Origin of the sequence: Bradyrhizobium sp. (genome assembly GCF_016219575.1) — a bacterium.
Lineage (GTDB): Bacteria > Pseudomonadota > Alphaproteobacteria > Rhizobiales > Xanthobacteraceae > Bradyrhizobium.
The window spans coordinates 565,596-584,822 of record NZ_JACRMG010000009.1 but is presented as its reverse complement, the minus strand read 5'-3'; the positions used below and the strand labels follow the sequence as shown (position 1 = coordinate 584,822).

The following is a 19,227-nucleotide window of genomic DNA, read 5'->3' as shown; positions in this document are numbered from 1 at the left end:
CCAAGCTGGTCCAGCAAGGACTTTAGCGGAGTCTTCGCGCAGTTGAGCTCGTTCCGAAGGACGCCTTATTGCCACACGTTCTGGTGGTCGATGACGATCCGATGGTCTCGATGGCCATCGAGGTCTGCCTGCAACGGCAGGGCATGCAAGTCACCGTTGCCGACGGCGGTGAGGCGGGAATGCGCGAACTCGCATCCGGCACGTTCGACGTCATGATCGTCGACATCTTCATGCCGCACATGCGCGGCTTCGAATCGATCCGCATGTTCCACGAGCGCGCGCCCGCCATTCCCTTGATCGCGATGTCCGGCTACGCCTTCGCCAGCGCCGACAGCTCCTCCCCCGATTTCCTGCGCATGACGCTGGAACTCGGCGCGACATGCTGCCTGCGCAAGCCCTTCACGCCGAAGGCGCTGCTGGCTGCCGTCAACGACTGCCTCTCAAAGCCGATGGTGAATGCGCATCCCCAGCAAAAATGAGAAGGCGATCCTGTCGCAGCGGTTCATCCTCGGAATCGGCCTAGCGATCCTCCTGGTCATTACCGGCACATCGATCGGGCTCGACGCCAAGTCGCGGCGAGATGCGGCGTCCGTAGATCATTCCATGATCGTGCTGCGGGAGATTTCCGGGCTGCAGCTGTTGATCCGGCGGGCCGAGAGCGCGGCACGCGGCTTCGTGCTGTCGGGCGATCCGGTTTTCGAACGCGAGTTCCGCGAAGCCAGCGACGGCATCGCGCCCGCCTTTGCCGGCCTGCTCGACAACACGAGGGCCGATCCGGACCAGGCGCGGATTCTTGCGGAAACGAAACCGATCGTCGAGCGGCGGATTGCCATCAGCGCGGATTTGATCCGGCTGAAGGCGGCTGGCGATGCCGCCGGAATTGCCGCGGTGATCGAGAGAGCCGAAGGGCGCAGCACCACGCGGGCCATGGGCGCCAATTTCGAAAAGGCGCTGGCCCAGGAACGGGCGCGGCTGGCGCGGGAATCGGCGGAGTCTCGAATGACCGGCCGCATCCTGCTGGCCGTCGACCTCTGCGGCGTGGCGCTGATCCTGCTGCTGGCCGGCCTCCTGATCCGCGAGGCCGCCCGCTCACGCCGCGAGCTTGCGGAATCGCTTGACGCCACCCGCGCCACCAACGAGTCGCTCGAGGCAGCGGTCGCCGAGCGCACCGCGCATCTGGTCGCCGCGCACGCGGAATTGCAGCGCTCGTCGTCGGTCATGCAAAGCACCTTCCGCAGCATGGCCGAGGCGGTGCTGGTGATCGACCGCCACGGCGAGGTGCTGCTGTCGAACCCGGCCGCCGAGCAGATGCTGCGCTATCGCCCCGGCATGAATGTCCACCAGCTCCGCGCACTGGCGAGCGCGATCTTCCGGCCCGATGGCGTAACGCCCTTTCCGGACTCGGAGCTGGCCGCCGCGCGTGCCTTGCGCGGCGAGGACTGCGACGACATGGAGTTCGTCGTGCGCCGTCCCGATGGCAGCGAGCCTCATCTCGTCGTCAGCGGCAGGCCCCTGCGCGATGCGTCGGGCGCGATCAGCGGCGCGGCGCTGGTCTATCACGACATCACCGCCTCGCGCGAAACCGAGCGCAAGCTGCAGCAGGCGCAGAAACTGGAAGCCATCGGCAAACTCACCGGCGGCGTCGCCCACGACTTCAACAACATGCTCACCGTCATCACCGGCACCACCGAAACGCTGGCGGCGGGGCTGCGCGACCAGCCCGAATTGCAGGCCACCGCCGCCCTGATCGACCAGGCGGCGCAGCGCTGCACCGAGCTGATCGAGCATCTGCTGGCCTTCGCACGGCGCCAGCAACTGCATCCGCGCAACATCGACGTCAATGCGGCCATCGCCGACGTCGCCAAACTGATGCGGCCGACGCTCGGCGAGCAGATCGAGATCGTCACCGTGCTGGATCCGAACCTGCCGGCGGCCTATCTCGACGCCTCGCAACTCGCCAATTCCGTGCTCAACATGGCGATCAACGCGCGCGACGCCATGCCATCGGGCGGCAAGCTGACGCTGGAGACGCGGATGGTCACGCATGCAGAGAGCGGCCTCGACTCTCCCGCCGCCGCCGGCCCTCCCCGCTACGTCATGATCGCGGTCGGCGACACCGGCACCGGCATGCCGGCGCATGTGCGCGACAGGGTGTTCGAACCGTTCTTCACGACCAAGGAGGTCGGCAAGGGGTCGGGCCTGGGGCTGTCGATGGTCTACGGCTTCGTCACGCAATCGGGCGGCCATATCCGCATCGACAGCGAGGAAGGCGCCGGCACCACCATCCGCCTCTATCTGCCGCCGGCGGAAGGCGCGGTGGAGAAAGCGGCGAGCCGCGTCGAGCCGGCGGCCGGCGGCCGCGAGACGATATTGGTGGTCGAGGACGACGCGCTGGTGCGCAACTTCGTCACCGCGCAACTGACGGGGCTCGGCTACCATGCGGTTGCCGCCGCTGATGGCCCGTCGGCGCTCACCCGCCTGAAGAACGGCGAGCCCTTCGACCTGCTGTTCACCGACGTCGTCATGCCCGGCGGCATGAGCGGCCGCCAGCTCGCCGAGGAAGCAGAGAAGATCCGGCCCGGCATGAAGGTGCTCTACACGTCAGGCTATACCGACAACACCATCATGCATCACGGCCGCCTCGATCCCGGCGTGCTGCTGCTGCAAAAGCCGTATCGCAAGGCCCCGCTGGCGCAGATGGTGCGGCAGGCGCTGGGGAGCTGAACTGTCACCTCTCCCCGCCTGCGGGGAGAGGTCGGATCGCATGAAATGCGATCCGGGTGAGGGGGTACAGGTCCATCCGCGTTCCACACTCGTGGTGAAAGCCCCTCACCCCGCCCTCTCCCCGTAAGAACGGGGAGAGGGAGATGAGAGAGCGCGCCACGCTCAAATCGATAAAATTGTCTGCAATCCGCTCAGACCAGGCAAACCCTGCCCGCAAGTGCCGCGGATGCGTAAACCTGACCTTGGCAGGCCCGCGGGCATGCTTCCCGAAAAATCGGGGGCATCAGCATGTCAGTTCTCAAGGAGATCGCGGCCGCGGTTGCGGGGGTCTGCGCGCTCATCGTCGTCTGCGACGCCTGCTTCGGCGTCGGCGAAGCGCGTTTCGACGACGATTATTACCGCGCCAGCTTCTACGCACCGCAGCTGAGCGCGAGGAACGAGTTCCGCTTCGCCGGCAATACCACGCCGGCGGCGCGCGTCAGCGACGCCTTTGCCCAGTTCACGCCCGGCGACGCAAGACACGGCAAGCGCTATTCCTCACTGACGACGATCATTCGGTAAGTATCCGCCGGCAAAGCCGGAGGCTTCCCTGGCAGGCCAGAACGATGTTCGTGAAGGACAATGCGGTCAGCTTGCGCTTTGGTTTAGGCTGACTTAACAGTTCGCCATGCACATCCCCCTTCGTGCCATCGGCGTCTTCCACGCCGTCGCCCGAACCGGCAGCGTCACGCGTGCCGCGGACGAACTGGGGGTGACGCCTTCCGCCGTCAGTCAGCAGATCCAGTCGCTGGAAGTGAGCCTGGGCGCCACGCTGATCGGCAAGTCGGGCCGCAACGTCGTGCTGACCGAAGCCGGCGAGCGGTATTTCGAAATGATCCAGGCCGAGATCGAGGGCATCGCCGAAGCCACCCAGCGCATTCGCGGCTTCCGCTCCGTCACCGCCTTGACGGTGCGTGCCAGTCCGAGCCTTGCCACCAAATGGCTGCTGCCGCGCCTCGCCTCCTTCATCGACGCCCATCCGGACATCGAGCTTCGTCTCGACGGCACCAACGAGCCGACGACGTTTCAGCGCGAGAATGTCGACCTCGAGATCCGGCACGGCACCGGCCAGTGGCCCGGCCTGTTCGTCGAGGGCCTCGTCGAGGAGCGGTTTCGCCCGGTCTGCGCGCCGCAGGTCGCCGCCGCCGGCAGTCTGGATGCGGCCGAGCTCTTGCGCTTTCGCCTGATCCATTCGGTGAAGTCGCAGGCGCAGTGGCCGCACTGGTTCGAACTGGCCGGGGTCGCTCCGACCGAGCGCTGGCGCCGCGTGTCGTTCGATCGCACCCATATGGCGATCGATGCTGCGACTGCAGGCTTCGGCATTGCGCTGGAGAGCGACCTGATGATGTCCACCGAGCTGAAGGCCGGCCGGCTGGTCTGTCCGGTACGCAATCCTCCCGCGCTTTCGCTGACCACCCAATGGGTCACCTGCCCGCCCGATCATCTGCGGCTCGGCAAGGTGAAGACCTTCCTCGCCTGGCTGAAGCACGAGCGCGACATCTGGCGCAGCGAACGCGACAGGACCTTGTAGCGCGTCTAAACGATCCCTCTGGAATTCTGGATGGTGCTGCGCGCACCGCGCTTCTAGCGTCCGGCCAACGCGGCAATCCCCGGAGGAACATCAGCATGAATCTTCACACCTTGCTCGCGCAGCGCGCCGCGGGCGGCCGGCCGGTACGCGTCGGATTGATCGGCGCCGGCAAATTCGGCTCGATGATCCTGGCGCAGGCGCAACGCATCGACGGCCTGCATGTGGTCGGCATTGCCGATCTGGATGTCGGCCGCGCGCGCGCATCGCTCGCCCGGGTCGGCTGGCCGCAGGAGCGCTATTCGGCGGCCTCGCTGGGCGAGGCCGTCAAGACCGGCCGCACCTGCGTGCTGGACGACGCGAAGGCGCTTGCGGCATGCGAGGAGATCGAGTGCATCATCGAGGCGACCGGCCATCCGATCGCCGGCATCCGCCACGGGCTCGCCGCCATCGAGGCGGGCAAGCACGTGGTGATGGTGAACGTCGAGGCCGACGTGCTCTGCGGCCCCGTGCTCGCCGAGCGGGCCCGCCGCAAGGGCGTGGTCTATTCGATGGCCTATGGCGATCAGCCCGCCATCATCTGCGAACTGGTCGACTGGGCGCGGGCCTGCGGCTTCGAGCTCACCTCGGCCGGCAAGGGCATGAACTTCGAACCGCGCTACCGCTATTCGACGCCGGACACGGTCTGGGGCTTCTTCGGCTGGTCGGAGGAGGAAGTCGCCAAGGGCGACTTCAATCCGAAAATGTACAATTCCTTCACCGACGGCACCAAGGCGGCGATCGAGATGGCGGCGGTCGCCAACGCCACCGGTCTCGACTGCCCGGACGACGGCCTCGCCTTCCCGCCGGCCGGACTGCACGATCTTGCCCGCGTGTTCCGCCCCGTTGCCGACGGCGGACGGTTGCCGAAGAGCGGCCTCGTCGATATCGCCGCCAGCCAGGAGCCTGACGGGCGCGAGGTGTTCAACAATATCCGCTACGGCGTGTTCGTCACCTTCAAGGCCACCAGCGACTACACCAAGGCCTGTTTCCACCAATACGGCCTGCTCACCGACCCCTCGGGCCAATACGCCTCGATGTGGCGGCCGTTCCACATGATCGGGCTCGAAACCTCGATCAGCGTGCTGTCCGCCGTGCTGCGCAACGAGCCGACCGGCTGCTCGAAGGAGTTCCGGGGCGATGCGGTAGCGACCGCCAAGCGCGACCTCAAGCCGGGCGAGATGCTCGATGGCGAGGGCGGCTATGCGGTGTGGGCCAACGCGATTCCCGCAACAAGAAGCCTCGCGCTCGGCGGCCTGCCGATCGGCCTTGCCCACCAGGTGAAGCTGAAGCGTGCGGTCGCCAGGGACCAGATCGTCAGCTTCGACGATGTCGAATTGACCGGCGACCTCGACGTCGTCGCCCTGCGCAAGCAGATGGAGGAGACCGCCCGCTCGTCCCCTGCCCGCACGGCGGCGTGATCCCCACATCGTCATGGCCGGGCCTGTCCCGGCCATCCACGACCTTATCCCGCGGCACAAAGAACGTGGATGCCCGGGACAAGCCCGGGCATGACGAGTTCGTGGCAAGCCCGATCGAAACCCTCAACTCCGCGTCGCCAGCACGACGGCGGCGAGCGTCAGCACCAGTGCTGCGATCTGGCCGGGGCCGAGCGGCTCACCGAGCGCAATCGCCGAGGCGACCACGCCGATGACAGGCACCGCCATGGTGCCGATGGCGGCGACGGAAGCCGGCAGCCGCGAAAGCGCGGCAAACCAGCTGACATAGGCGATGCAGAACTGGATCACCGTCGAATAGAACAGCAGCCACCATCCGGTGGCCGTCAGCTTGTCGAGATGCGTGGTCTCGATCGCAAGGCCGACGATCGCGATCGGGAAGCAGCCGATGCCGATCTGCCAGGCCGCCGCGGTGACCGGCGGCAGCTGGATCGGCAGTTTCTTGGCCAGCACCGTGCCGAGCGCAAAACCGATCGCCCCGCCGAGCGCCATGATGATGCCCGGCATCTTCGCGGTGCTCGCAATCAGGCCGTTGCCGCCGAGGATCGAGGCCAGCCCTGCGAACGCCATCACCAGCGCCAGCGTGCGCAGCACGGTCGGCCGCTCGCCCAGCACCGGCCAGGCCAGCATCGCCGCCCACACCGGCATGGTGTAGGCGATCAGCGCCGCTTCGCTCGCCGGCAGCCACAGCAGCGCCAACCCCATCAGCACCATCCAGCCGGTGACGTTGAGGATCGCCGCCATCACCAGCCGCGGCCACTGCCCCTCGCCGACCGCTAGGCTCTCGCGCCGGATCAGCGCAAACGCCGCCAGCAGCAGCGCGCCGATCACGCCGGTGACGCCGCGCAAGGTCAGCGGCGGCAGCTCGCCCAGGAGGTATTTCGTGACCGGCCAGTTGAACCCCCAGCCCACCGAGGTGATGGCGAGGAACAGGAGGCCTGCGGGCGCGATCCGCGCTCGCGCGGCCGGTTTTGATTCTGTCATGGAGATCGGCTGATTCCCGGAAACGAAGGGCAACATGCCGACTCTTTTGCCGCCTCACCACGGATGGCCGGACATGGCAGCCCGTAGAATCTCCGCAAAGCTACCTGAGTCCCCAAAACGCAATCCGTAGCGGCTCAAAAATAGTTCCCCTGTGAACTGCGGGGCCAAGCCTTGTGGACACCCCGAACGAAGATTTTTTTCCCTTGGGAATCCCTGAGGACTCACTGATACTTGCCTCCATCACGGGCGCGGCACTGGCCCCTGTTTATCCCCCCTTTCCACCATATTTAGTATTTGATTCAGGAACCCATACTAATCCTTGACGGGCGTAACGGACTTGGCCTAGCTTTCAACCTGTTCGGCGCGAGTGTGTTTGGGTCCCCGCCGGTCGCTCCCAAAAGGGTTCCGAATTGACCACTCCGCCGGCCGGTCGAGGCAGCGGGTGAAGGGCTCGTCTGCCCAAAATCCGGAGGCTTTTCGGGGCGCCAAAACGGGCCGGAAAACCGGCCTGGAGCCGGCAACGGCTCAGAAGTGACGGAAGTGGCGTTGGGGCGTTGAATGCACGGGCCGAACCTCAGGGATTTGAGGGTTGGGGCGTGCCGCCGGCAGACACGGTGAAACCACCGGTTTGACGGTTGAGAGAAACAGGCCGGATCCACCGGCTTAGCTGCGGGCATCGAGGCGATAGCGGGCGCTGTCGTCAGGGAGGTCCGCTCAAGGACAACAATGGCCGGCGCCGCCAGGTTGCGGTTTCGGCCTCAGAAAAGAGACGGGGCACGACCAATGCGAATCGAACGCCGCAACACCACCGCCGGCCAGTCACCCTATGCCGGGATTGATTTCAGGCTGACGACATCCGAAATCCGCAACCCCGACGGCTCCGTCGTGTTCCGCGCCGAGAATGTGGAAGTGCCCACCTTCTGGTCGCAGGTCGCCTCCGACGTGCTGGCGCAGAAATATTTCCGCAAGGCCGGCGTCGCCGCGCGCCTGAAGAAGGTCGAGGAAGAGAGCGTGCCCTCCTTCCTGTGGCGCTCGGTGCCCGACACCGAGGCGATGGCCAATTTGCCGGAGAAAGAGCGCTTCGTCAGCGAGACCTCGGCGAAGCAGGTGTTCGATCGCCTCGCCGGCTGCTGGACCTATTGGGGCTGGAAGGGCAAGTACTTCTCCAGCGAAGACGACGCCCTGGCTTTTTATGACGAGCTGCGCTGGCAGCTCGCCAAGCAGATGGTCGCGCCGAACTCGCCGCAATGGTTCAACACCGGCCTGCACTGGGCCTATGGCGTCGACGGCCCCGGCCAGGGCCACCATTACGTCGATCCCTTCACCGGCAAGCTGACCAAGTCGAAGTCGGCCTATGAGCATCCGCAGCCGCATGCCTGCTTCATCCAGGGCGTCGGCGATGACCTCGTCAACGAGGGCGGCATCATGGATCTCTGGGTGCGCGAGGCGCGCCTGTTCAAATACGGCTCCGGCACCGGCTCCAACTTCTCCCGCCTGCGCGGCGAAGGCGAGCGCCTGTCCGGCGGCGGCCGCTCGAGCGGCCTGATGAGCTTCCTCAAGATTGGCGACCGCGCCGCGGGCGCCATCAAGAGCGGCGGCACCACGCGCCGCGCGGCCAAGATGGTCGTGGTCGACATCGATCACCCCGACATCGAGACCTATATCGACTGGAAGGTGAAGGAGGAGCAGAAGGTCGCGGCGCTCGTCACCGGTTCCAAGATCAACCAGAAGCACCTCAAGGCCGTGATGAAGGCCTGCGTCAACTGCGAAGGCAGTGGCGATGATTGTTTCGACCCCGAGAAGAACCCGGCGCTGCGCCGCGAAATCAAGCTCGCGCGCCGCAGCCTCGTGCCCGACAATTACATCAAGCGGGTGATCCAGTTCGCCAAGCAGGGCTACAAGGAAATTTCCTTCGACACCTACGACACCGACTGGGATTCGGAAGCCTATCTCACCGTCTCCGGCCAGAATTCCAACAACTCGGTCTCGCTGAAGGACGATTTCCTGCGCGCCGTGGAAACCGACGGCGACTGGAACCTGGTCGGCCGCACCACGAAGAAGATCACCAAGACGCTGAAGGCCAGGGATCTCTGGGAAAAGATCGGCTACGCCGCATGGGCCTCCGCCGACCCGGGCCTGCACTTCAACACCACCATGAACGACTGGCACACCTGCAAGGCGTCCGGCGACATCCGCGCCTCCAATCCGTGCTCGGAATACATGTTCCTGGACGACACCGCCTGCAACCTCGCCTCGGCGAACCTGCTGACGTTCTACGATGTCGCCGCCAAGCGCTTCGACATCGAGTCCTACGAGCACCTCTGCCGGCTCTGGACCATCGTGCTGGAAATCTCCGTCATGATGGCGCAGTTCCCGTCCAAGGCGATCGCCGAGCTCTCCTACGAGTTCCGCACCCTCGGCCTCGGCTTCGCCAATATCGGCGGCCTCCTGATGACCATGGGCCTGCCCTATGACTCAAAGGAAGGCCGCGCACTCTGCGGCGCACTGACCGCGGTCATGACCGGCATTTCCTACAAGACCTCGGCGGAAATGGCCGCCGAGCTCGGCACCTTCCCCGGCTACAAGAAGAACGCCCAGCACATGCTGCGCGTGATCCGCAACCACCGCCGCGCCGCCCACGGCCATTCGTCCGGCTATGAAGCGCTTGCGGTGAATCCCGTCCCGCTCGACCACGCTTCGTGCCCGCAAGGAGACATCGTCACGCATGCGGTCGCGGCGTGGGACCAGGCGCTCGCGCTCGGCGAAGCCTCAGGCTACCGCAACGCCCAGACCACCGTCGTCGCGCCCACCGGCACGATCGGCCTCGTCATGGATTGCGACACCACGGGCATCGAGCCTGATTTCGCGCTCGTAAAATTCAAGAAGCTCGCCGGCGGCGGCTACTTCAAGATCATCAACCAGGCGGTGCCCGCAGCACTTCGCGCGCTCGGCTATCGCGAGAGCGAGATCGCCGAGATCGAGGCCTATGCCGTCGGCCACGGCTCGCTGTCCAACGCGCCGGGCATCAATGCCCCGACGCTGAAGGCCAAGGGCTTCACCGACGAAGCGATCGCCAAGGTCGAGAAGGCCCTGCCGACCGCCTTCGACATCAAGTTCGCCTTCAACAAGTGGACCTTTGGCGAGGACTTCATCCGCGACCAGCTCGGCATTTCCTCGGAGGCGATCGCCGCCCCCGGCTTCGACCTGCTTGCAGGCCTCGGCTTCACCAAGCGCGAGATCGAGGCGGCCAACGTGCACATCTGCGGCGCGATGACCGTGGAAGGCGCCCCGCACCTGAAGGCCGAGCACTATCCGGTGTTCGACTGCGCCAATCCCTGCGGCAAGATCGGCAAGCGCTACCTGTCGGTCGAGAGCCACATCCGCATGATGGCAGCCTCGCAGCCCTTCATTTCGGGTGCAATCTCCAAGACCATCAACATGCCCATGGACGCCACGGTCGAGGACTGCAAGTCCGCTTACCTCCTGTCCTGGAAGCTGGCGCTGAAGGCCAACGCGCTCTACCGCGACGGCTCGAAGCTCTCCCAACCGCTGAACTCGCAGCTCATCAGCGACGATGAGGACGAGGACGATGCGGTGGAGCAGCTGTTCGAGAAGCCGACGGCGGCGCGCGCCGCGCAATTCTCCGAGAAGGTGGTCGAGAAGCTGGTCGAGCGCATCGTCGTGATGCGCGAGCGCGAGCGCATGCCCGACCGCCGCAAGGGCTACACCCAGAAGGCGGTGGTCGGCGGCCACAAGGTATACTTGCGAACCGGCGAATATGACGACGGCCGTCTCGGCGAGATCTTCATCGACATGCACAAGGAAGGCGCGGCACTGCGCTCCTTCATCAACAACTTCGCGATTGCCGTGTCGCTCGGCCTGCAATACGGCGTGCCGCTGGAAGAATATGTCGACGCCTTCACCTTCACCCGCTTCGAGCCGGCGGGTCCCGTGCAGGGCAACGACAGCATCAAATATGCGACGTCGATCCTCGACTACGTCTTCCGCGAGCTCGCGGTGAGCTACATGAGCCGCTTTGATCTGGCCCATGTCGATCCCAACGAGAGCGGCTTCGACGCGCTCGGCAAGGGCGTCGAGGAAGGCAAGGAGCCGGAAACCGGGGGACAGCAGGCCACGAAATACTTGTCCAAGGGCCTGACCCGCTCCCGCACCGACAACCTCGTGGTGATGCGCGGCGGCTCGCTGCCGTCAACCGACGGCGGCGACTCCTCCGGCGGCCGCGTCACCGCGCTGGCCCACGGCGCAAGCAGCCGCGTCAGCGACACCATCGAAGGCGCCGTCGCGCTGAAGCAGGAAGCGAGCCACGACCTCTCGCCCACCGAGAAGCTGGAAGCCCTGCAATGGAGCAAGGCCGGCAGCGCCGCAGCCGCCGCCCCCTCCAAGGCCGAACGCCGCGCCGAGGCCAAGGCCAAGGGCTACGAAGGCGAGATGTGCTCGGAGTGCGGGAATTTCACCCTGGTGCGGAACGGGACCTGCATGAAGTGCGATACGTGCGGAAGCACGACGGGGTGTAGCTGACAAGAAGACGCCGCGACCATTGATTGAATGACGAAAGGGCGGCTGACGGCCGCCCTTTCTAATTAAGAAGTCCAAGCGATGCCGAAAACCATTCTCGCGATCTTTCGCGCCATTAGCTCCATAAGACCGCGACTTCGGAGTCTTTAGGATGACTATGCTCGTCTCTTGGGCCGTGCACCGTGCGGGTCAAGCCTCACAACCGACCTCGATATATTTCACTAGTGATAGCCGCATCACATGGGGCTCTCATACGACTTACTGGGATGGTGGTCGAAAGGTATTCGCCTGCCGGATTGAGCCTCACATGTTCGCCTATTGCGGCGACGTAGTTTTTCCAAGTTTGGTTCTCGCCCAGATAGTGTCCGCCATAGACAATGGGGTCCTATTTGAAAGCAATGCGAACGCCGAACAGAAACATGCGGTAATCTGCACGTCCTTAAAGAAATCCTTTGAGCGGCGGCGCGACACACCCGACCAAGACTTCTCAATTCTACACGCCCTGCGAATGGGCGAGAACGCGGAGCGGCATTTTGCGGTTTGGCACGTCTCATATAGTTGCAAACGAAAGAAATGGCAAAGCACATCCTTGCCCATTCCCTCGACAACGGGCCTCATAGCCGTGCTCGGCAGCGGTGAATCATCCGTGAAAAAACACATTGACCGCTGGACGGCATCGGATGTCGGCGCGAGAAGCAGCGCATTCTTTTCCGGCTTTTGTGATGCTCTATTCTCAACCGAAGACAAGTATTCCGGCGGAATGCCTCAGATTGCCGCTCTAAATCCCGGTAGCCACGCTCAGATTATCGGGTTCATAGACGATGATGCGCATTATTTGCACGGTCTGGAAGTGATTCCTGCAAAGACACTTGGACGGCTCAAGTGGCGCGATCGCCATTTTCAGAACATCGATCCATTGACTCTGAAGCAGGATGCCGCGGCAAGGCGCCTGAAACGACCATCGGGGCTGTGAGCGCGTAGGGCGGACTAGCGAAGCGTAATCCGCCGACACCGCAGTTCAGGCGTGGACGGCGGCGGATTACCCCTTCGGCTAACCCGCCCTACTCGAAGAGCAAAGGGATGGCCGAAAGGCCCCGCTCCCATCGGCCATGCCCACTCCGTTAGATCTTCTTTGCGTTGTAGGTCTCGATCTCGACGTCTAGTAGCTTCCAGTTTTCAGGCGAAATCTTATGTTCGACATAGTGCGCAAATCGAGCTGTGATTTCCCAAACAAGCTCAAGCGCTCGCTTGCGCAGTGGCCAGTCCATGGACACGACCAAATTGCCGTGCCTGCTGCGTGCGGCAACCGCGTCGAGCCTAAGCAAGCTGTTGCGCTCCACCTTAAGGACCTCACATAACCGCTTCTCGCCCTCGATGCTGCGAGCGTCCGCCTTCTTGATCTCCGTTGGGTCGAAGTAACTTCTCATGACCTCCACGGCCATCCTGCAATGCTCAAACGTACGCCGCGGTTGCCGTATTGCGTGTGTTAGATCTTGAACGGCAGTTACAAGCTGATGGTTGGCATGCTCATACGGTATCGAGAAAGGCTTCATGCCGTCTGCTGGCGTGAAGCACAGCCCCGGATCGAGCGAATCGAACAACGGTTCGAATATCGGCAGATCTAGCTCTTCGCCCGTGCTGTCATTTGTACATCGGTCGAGCACGATCTCGTAAACGCCCCGGTTTTTGAAAGCGATGTAATTCACTGGAAACGAGGCCGTTGTCCGAACGATATCGATCAACTCAAACAAGCTCAGATTGCTCCTGTCACTGACGACATAAGCCAACAGCTCAGAATTGTCCGCGGAAATTTCGACTTGGAAGCGGCCTGCCGCGGAAATCCCTTTCGCCGTACGTGGTTGGAAATACACCTCACTGCGTTCAGGTAATATCCGGCCAGTCAGCGTCCAGCGAAACCAGTTCGACGTGTCCCAATCGACCTGAACTTCCGCGGAATATTCTTCGATTTTCTGGGCATCTAGTTTGCCGCCTGCAGCCGGACGGTTTTCCGGGACTTCCGCCATTCGGATTGCTCCACCTCGACTGACGCACTCGACGAGATGATGCCGAGTGTCCGCGCAATGGTAGCATGCAGTGCTCGCTTCAGGCCAGTTTGACGACTCGTTGGTTTCGGTTATGGACTGCGCGATGAAAAGGCGCCACCGCCTGCTCGCAATTGACGACCGCGGCGGCGCGGGTCCAGTCAGTGCCCGCGCAACTCTACCTCACGCCGGACGAGCCGAGGTCTTCGGCGACGCCGTCGACCGGGGTCTGGTCAGCGACACAGTGCACTTAACTCGAAGGGTCGTTCGTGATCCGACCCCAACGTGACCTACCGGGTCATTGATGAGAATACGCTTCAATCGATACGGAGTTACCCGACCTATACTGCGACCATCACGGTGCGGGCAAGTCAGCGAAGCTGCAGTGCGACCGTTGGTTTTCAGCTGAAGCCCGGGCACCACGAGATCGAGGCTTATGCAGCCACCTTCGGTGTCAATGGCCGCTTCAGGAATATGCAGGCGCGCAACGTCACTTGCGAAATCAATTGATCAGAAAAATTACGGTGACAGTGCACTTAACTCCGATGGTAATTTGTGCACTGTCACCGTAATTCGGCTAAGCCGTAGCGTCTCCCCGGAACGCACGTGGTCGGGTAGACCTACGGCCCGCGCTTCAACGAACAATAGCTAAAGCCCGGTGTGGTATTTGTCGCCACCCGCGCAGCGCAGGCATTTATGATATTCGTCTGGCCCGGATAGTGGCGCCGATACCAGGCCAGACAGCATTCGACTTCTGTACCTCCTGACGCGCTCTTCGTATTATTTTGCTTTTCCTTCTTGCGCGGCTTTTGGTCCGGAACGTCTTTGACCGTCGTTGACGGCTTCGCTGCTGGCACACCAAGTTTTGCTTTTTGCGAACGCGCAAGATCGGAGTAGAGCCCCTTCGGGTGCTTGGCCAGGAAGGCATCCCATGCGTCCACCGTGCCGACTCTGGCCGTAGCCTCGTAGTCGCGGGCGGCCAGGCTGTCAGAATCGGTAATGGACGGAGCGGATTCCATTCTCTCGTCCTTCGACAAGGATGCCAAGGTAACAATGCTGCCACCCAGCGACCCATAAACAAACGGCTCTTGCTTCCCGGAAGTCGTCTTCAACACGTCATCGCGTACTCGCCCCAGGGCGAGCCGAACGTCCAGCTCCGGGATAACCAAATGCTTCAAGAGCGCCGCGGTAAATGGGCTATGAACCTGGCTGCCGTCAGCTGCGGTCATGCCCGCCTTCGCGGCAAAGGCGATCAGAGTGTCCGAAGAAGTCGGCTCAACTCGGGCCAAGCCTCGACCGATTGCACGACTTGCCATCGTACGCGCCATTGATTTGACGAAAGGGTTGTCGCGACAAGCGTCGAGGATGACGAGACGAAGCCGCTTCGCTGGCTCCATCACTTGCAGCAGCCGATCGAGAGGAACAGTTTCGTCCTCAACATCGAGATCACGACGCAACATCGCATCAACCGGGACAAGGTAGTTGACGCCGCCGGCTTCAATGCCGTGGCCGGCATAGTAGATCACCGCGATCTCGGCATCGCGTGTGCGATCCGAGAAGTCACGGATTGCCCGCCTCATACCGCCAACCCCCAGATTTTCAACCTTCTCAACGGACTGAAATCCAGCGCTTTTCAAGAGCGCAGAAATCGCGTCAGCGTCGTTTGCCGGATTCGCAAGGCTTGGAACGTTTTGATATTTGGCGTTGCCGATGACCAATGCCACCCGGTTCTGAGCCGCACTCTGACTGTTCAATCCAGCTGTCAGCCAGATCGCAAGGATGAAGGCGGTCCATCGCATGTAATGCCCCAAATCAGTGCAAAACCCAGGCCGGGTTCCAGATAGCTACAAGCATGCGCTGAGCGCCAGTCTGTGACATATCGCACGGTGAGGACCGCGAATGCGCGAGCGAGCACTAGCGAAGCCTCATCGGGGCGATCCCGGTCGCCCGGGCGCGGCGACGTCACCACCCGCCCGAAGGACGTGTTCGGTTCCCTGCCCTACAAGGGGCCGGCAAAGTCGATCGCGGACATGGCGGCGAGGATCGCCGCTGAGGCGAAGCAGCGGCATGCTCGCAATCGAACCTGATCTCATCGTCCGTTATCTCGTGGGCAACGATCCCGGACAGCCCGTAGGATGGGTAGAGCCGAAGGCGAAACCCATCATCTTCATATCGCCTGTGCATTGATGGGTTTCACTTGCGCTCTACCCATCCTGCGCGACTGGAGACGGGAGCGCCGCAATTGAGCAATGTACACCTGATTTGCCCGACGCGTAAAGCAAAATCTGATTTACCGAAATGGATTCTTTGTCTCCGCTTCTACTTTGCATGGGGTTGTTTTCGACACTTTGTCCCGGAAGGACAGCATCGTCCCCCTGCTCGTAGTTGACGACCGCGACCGCGCATCCAGTCCGTGCCAAAAAAGCCCGGCTCAAGGCCGGGCTTTTTCGTTCGTTAGCGCCTGTCCTGACCGTGGCCTCCGCCACCGCCCGGTCCGCCGCCACCGCGCGGCGCGGCGTTGGCGCCTCCGCCCTGCGGCTGCTGCATCGCGGGCGCTGCTGCGCGCGGGGCCGATGGGGCCGGCATCTGCGCGCGGGCGTTCATCGGCGGGCCACCGCCGCCGCGCGCCGCATTGGGCTGCGTCATGCGGGGCGTCGCGCGATCGATGCGCGGCGCGGCCGCACGCGGTTCGTCATGGCCGCGGGCCATGGTCGGCGGCGTCTGCGTGCGGACGCGAGCCCGGTCCATGGGCTGCTCGCGCACGGCCGCTCTCGGGCTCTCACGCGTCATGCGGGGCTGCACCGCCGTGCGCTCGTTCCCTTCGCGGGCCCGGCGCGTCACGATGTCCTTCTCCCGCGTCACGCGTTCCGTCGCGCCGGCGCGGTTCCGCTCCGTCACACCGGTGCGCGTCCGCTCCTCGACACGGGCACGCGACCTGTCCTCGATGCCAACGCGCGCCTTGGCGTCGGGGCGCGCAGCGTCGCGCGCTGCCGCCGCGCGGCCGATCCGGGCCGCCGAAGGGTTGATCGTCAACCGCGTGGCGAAGCGCTCATGCGATCGCCAGTAGCCGCTCCAGTGAGCGCGGCGATGATACCAGGGACGTCCCGCATAGTAACTCGACCAGTACGAGGCCAGCACGAACGGCACGACTGGAACGTCGATCTCGTCGACATAGTCGGGCAGATAGACGTAGCGGTCGCGGTAGAGATATTGAAGATATTGCGACGACACCCAGCCACGATCGTCCGTCCAGCTCACATCGCACCAGGCGGTGCCTCTGAGGCACCCGTGGATGTTGACACGGGCGCCGCCGGGAATGCGGTCGACGGTCGGAAAGCCTTCACCGGGCCCTGCCCTCAGGCTGACCGTGGTGGTGACGATGCCCGGCGCCGCCAGTGCGGCGGCCGGCATCAGCAGCACGGCTGCGGCGATAATCAATCTTCGTAGTTTCATGGCGAGTTCCTCCTCATGTGGAACGCCGCAGCGAAACAAACGTTCCCTCAGAGTGGTCGCGCCCTAACCCTTCTTCGGCTCCCACCGATACGCCTTCGCACACGCCCCGCCCATCAGCATGGCGCGCTCAGGCTCGCTCAGCCGGTCCGTCATGCGGAACGGCTCGACACCCTGCTCGTAGTTGACCACCGCGGCCGCGCGGGTCCAGTCGGTGCCCCACAGGCAGCGGTCGAAGCCCCAGGCGTCGAACAGGCGGGCCAGCGGGTCCCAGATGTCGGCAAACGGATATGGCTCCTTCGACAGCGTGCAGGCGCCGCTGACCTTGATCACGGCGTTCCGGCGCTTGGCCAGTTCCAGCACCTTCGGCAGGGCCGCCCACGGCTCTGGCGGCGCGGGCGGGACGCGCGGTTGCTGGATGCCGAGATGGTCGAGGATGAAGCGCGTGTCGGGATGGCGGTCGATCAGCGCGATGCCGTTGTCGAGATTGTCCCAGCAATGCAGGTTGAGCGGCAGGTCGTAGCGCACGGCGGCGCGCGCGATGCGGTCGAGGCCGGGATGGCCGACCTCCCAGCCCCACTCTTTCGTCAGCATGATGCGGATGCCGACCGCGCCCGGCACCTTCTTCCATTCGGCGACGACCTCCTCCACGCCGGGGTCGTCGGCGTCGAGCGGCTTGACGATGGCCATCCGGCCAGGATGCGCGCGCTGCACCTCGACGGCGTAGCTCGCGTCATAGCGGTACAGCGAATACGCCGAGATGAAGATCGCGCCGTCGACGCCGACCCTGTCCATCGCCGCCACCATCTCGTCGCCGGTGACGTGCGCGGGCCAGTTCGGCACGCTGTGCCACGGCCGCTTCGGCGTGTTGGCCTCATAGGCATGGACCTGGGAATCGATGATCATCGGGGCGGCTCCTGCATTTCGCGGCTCGTAGGGCGGATTAGCGCAGCGTAATCCGCCACCGCGGCCCGACCAAGCGGCGGATTACGCGCGTTGCGCTAATCCGCCCTACGCCCCACGCACCGCCATCAACACCAGACGACATTCGAGGTGGCGACACGGGCCGGCGGCTGCAGCGACGGCGCCTCCGTGAAGAACTTCGTCCCGTCGAAGAACCGGTTCGGCCGGTTGAAGATCGCGAGAAACATCGCCCCGTTGGGCGCATGCGCGACATGGATGTTGCCGCCCGGCCGCCACACGAAGTCGCCGGCGCGGCAGGCGCCCTCGTCGTCCTCCAGCGAGCCCTCGAGCATGTAGGTCTGCTCCAGCGCGGTGTGCTCGTGCAGCGGCACCACGGCGCCCGGCGCCATTTTGAACAGGATGGTGGAGCGCCCCTCGTCGTCGGAATAGAGGATCTTCATCTCGATCCCCGGAAATCGCGTCGGCTGCCAGGGCATCGCCGAGGCCGTCACGAGGCGCGAGCGGAGGTTGGGCGGGTTGACGGGCGTCAGTTCGGGCAAGGGCTGGATCATGGGCTCTCTCGCTCTTTGGAAAACGCGGTTCAGCTCCCAAGGCCAGCTTAGCGCGCGGGGCGGATCGGCGACAGCGTAATCCGCCGCCCCGCGCCCCCGGCCTTGCCGAACGCCGCGGCAAGGCGTAGCACCTGCGCCGGATCGGCCGCGCCGGCCCGCTACCGAGGGGATCGCCCATGAACGGAAATCGCTATTACGGGGTGCAGGTCGAGGGCGCAAAATACGGCGTGGGCTTCGGCTCCGCGCTCGCCATCGCGATCTCCTACACCAAGAACCATTCGATCCTGTGGGCGATCATCCACGGCATCTTCGGCTGGTTCTATGTCATCTATGCCGCGCTGTTCGGCTGACGGCCGGCTTGGCGCCATCCCTTCGCTACCGGACCCCGCTGCCGGCGTCCGGTGTTTGACCTGACCATGAACCTGCGGCGCGATGCGCCCGCCCAAGGATGAGATCGATGGACGACACGATGAAATGCCCGGAATGCAATTCGGAGCACGCCTATCAGGACGGCGCGCTCTGGGTCTGCCCGGAATGCGGCCACGAATGGAGCGCTACGGCCGGCAGCCCCGCCGAGACCTCGCAAGAGGCAGGCGTGCGCGACGCCCACGGCAACGCGCTTGCCGACGGCGACAGCGTCATCGTGATGAAGGACCTGAAAGTGAAAGGCTCCTCGTCGGTCGTCAAGGGCGGCACCAAGGTCCGCAACATCCGCCTCACGGAAGGGACCGACGGCCACAACATCGCCTGCAAGATCGACGGCATCGGCGCGATGAACCTGAAATCGGAATTCGTGAAGAAGGCGTAGTCCCCTCTTGTCGTCCCCGTAGGGCGGATTAGCGAAAGCGTAATCCGCCGTCCGCAAGGGCGGATTACGCGCGATGCGCTAATCCGCCCTACGGCTTGTTCGGCGGCGAACCGCCCTACTCCTCGGCCGGGCCGCTAGTTGCGCG

16 protein-coding genes are annotated in these 19,227 nt (G+C 64.0%); 10 read left to right on the top strand and 6 right to left on the bottom strand.

Annotated features, from left to right (window positions below):
• Positions 1 to 68 precede the first annotated feature (68 nt).
• The 5 genes from HZB49_RS07845 (at position 69) to HZB49_RS07825 (ending at position 5,751) form a co-directional block, all read left to right on the top strand.
• Positions 69 to 479, top strand: coding sequence for a response regulator (locus HZB49_RS07845; protein WP_291609937.1), 411 nt, complete (start codon positions 69 to 71; stop codon positions 477 to 479).
• Positions 457 to 2,724 (top strand): CHASE3 domain-containing protein, encoded by a 2,268-nt coding sequence (locus HZB49_RS07840; RefSeq protein ID WP_291609936.1) that lies wholly within the window; start codon positions 457 to 459, stop codon positions 2,722 to 2,724. Before HZB49_RS07845 ends, HZB49_RS07840 begins: the two co-directional genes overlap by 23 nt.
• Positions 2,725 to 3,012: 288 nt before the next feature.
• Positions 3,013 to 3,285 (top strand): hypothetical protein, encoded by a 273-nt coding sequence (locus HZB49_RS07835; protein ID WP_291609935.1) that lies wholly within the window; start codon positions 3,013 to 3,015, stop codon positions 3,283 to 3,285.
• 106 nt (positions 3,286 to 3,391) lie between these two features.
• Positions 3,392 to 4,294, top strand: coding sequence for a LysR substrate-binding domain-containing protein (locus HZB49_RS07830; protein WP_291609934.1), 903 nt, complete (start codon positions 3,392 to 3,394; stop codon positions 4,292 to 4,294).
• Between the two features lie 95 nt (positions 4,295 to 4,389).
• Positions 4,390 to 5,751, top strand: a complete 1,362-nt coding sequence (locus HZB49_RS07825) for a Gfo/Idh/MocA family oxidoreductase (RefSeq protein WP_291609933.1) — start codon at positions 4,390 to 4,392, stop codon at positions 5,749 to 5,751.
• Positions 5,752 to 5,874: 123 nt separating this feature from the next.
• Here the strand turns inward: HZB49_RS07825 and HZB49_RS07820 are convergent, their stop codons facing one another.
• Positions 5,875 to 6,771 (bottom strand): DMT family transporter, encoded by an 897-nt coding sequence (locus HZB49_RS07820; RefSeq protein ID WP_291609932.1) that lies wholly within the window; start codon positions 6,769 to 6,771, stop codon positions 5,875 to 5,877.
• 783 nt (positions 6,772 to 7,554) lie between these two features.
• On the opposite strand from HZB49_RS07820, the gene HZB49_RS07815 reads away from it, so the two are divergent.
• Positions 7,555 to 11,310 carry a vitamin B12-dependent ribonucleotide reductase gene (locus HZB49_RS07815; RefSeq protein WP_291609931.1) on the top strand — a complete coding sequence of 1,252 codons (3,756 nt, stop codon included), beginning with the start codon at positions 7,555 to 7,557 and terminating at the stop codon, positions 11,308 to 11,310.
• Positions 11,311 to 11,458: 148 nt separating this feature from the next.
• The gene (locus HZB49_RS07810; protein WP_291609930.1) at positions 11,459 to 12,280 is read left to right on the top strand and encodes a hypothetical protein; all 822 of its coding nucleotides are present in this window, start codon (positions 11,459 to 11,461) and stop codon (positions 12,278 to 12,280) included.
• A 148-nt stretch (positions 12,281 to 12,428) separates the two neighbouring features.
• Here HZB49_RS07810 and HZB49_RS07805 read toward each other — a convergent pair whose 3' ends face one another.
• Entirely contained in the window at positions 12,429 to 13,331 is a 903-nt protein-coding gene (locus tag HZB49_RS07805; protein ID WP_291609929.1) for a hypothetical protein, read from the bottom strand.
• A gap of 303 nt (positions 13,332 to 13,634) precedes the next feature.
• Between HZB49_RS07805 and HZB49_RS07800 the strand changes: the two genes are divergently transcribed.
• Positions 13,635 to 13,859: a hypothetical protein gene (locus HZB49_RS07800; protein WP_291609928.1), complete on the top strand. Its 225-nt coding sequence runs from the start codon at positions 13,635 to 13,637 to the stop codon at positions 13,857 to 13,859.
• A gap of 110 nt (positions 13,860 to 13,969) precedes the next feature.
• Here the strand turns inward: HZB49_RS07800 and HZB49_RS07795 are convergent, their stop codons facing one another.
• The 4 genes from HZB49_RS07795 to HZB49_RS07780 form a co-directional block, all read right to left on the bottom strand.
• Complete coding sequence (locus HZB49_RS07795) at positions 13,970 to 15,148, bottom strand: caspase family protein (RefSeq protein ID WP_291609927.1); 1,179 nt, start codon at positions 15,146 to 15,148, stop codon at positions 13,970 to 13,972.
• Positions 15,149 to 15,803: 655 nt separating this feature from the next.
• Positions 15,804 to 16,802, bottom strand: coding sequence for an SH3 domain-containing protein (locus tag HZB49_RS07790; protein ID WP_291609926.1), 999 nt, complete (start codon positions 16,800 to 16,802; stop codon positions 15,804 to 15,806).
• 63 nt (positions 16,803 to 16,865) lie between these two features.
• Positions 16,866 to 17,705 (bottom strand): amidohydrolase family protein, encoded by an 840-nt coding sequence (locus tag HZB49_RS07785; protein WP_291609925.1) that lies wholly within the window; start codon positions 17,703 to 17,705, stop codon positions 16,866 to 16,868.
• 125 nt (positions 17,706 to 17,830) lie between these two features.
• Entirely contained in the window at positions 17,831 to 18,274 is a 444-nt protein-coding gene (locus HZB49_RS07780; protein ID WP_291609924.1) for a cupin domain-containing protein, read from the bottom strand.
• A gap of 176 nt (positions 18,275 to 18,450) precedes the next feature.
• On the opposite strand from HZB49_RS07780, the gene HZB49_RS07775 reads away from it, so the two are divergent.
• Both HZB49_RS07775 and HZB49_RS07770 read left to right on the top strand, forming a co-directional pair.
• On the top strand, positions 18,451 to 18,624 hold the full coding sequence (locus HZB49_RS07775) for a hypothetical protein (RefSeq protein ID WP_291609923.1): 174 nt from the start codon (positions 18,451 to 18,453) through the stop codon (positions 18,622 to 18,624).
• Between the two features lie 107 nt (positions 18,625 to 18,731).
• A complete protein-coding gene (locus tag HZB49_RS07770) occupies positions 18,732 to 19,082 on the top strand; it encodes a zinc ribbon domain-containing protein YjdM (RefSeq protein WP_291609922.1) in 351 nt (116 codons plus the stop codon).
• Positions 19,083 to 19,227 lie beyond the last annotated feature (145 nt).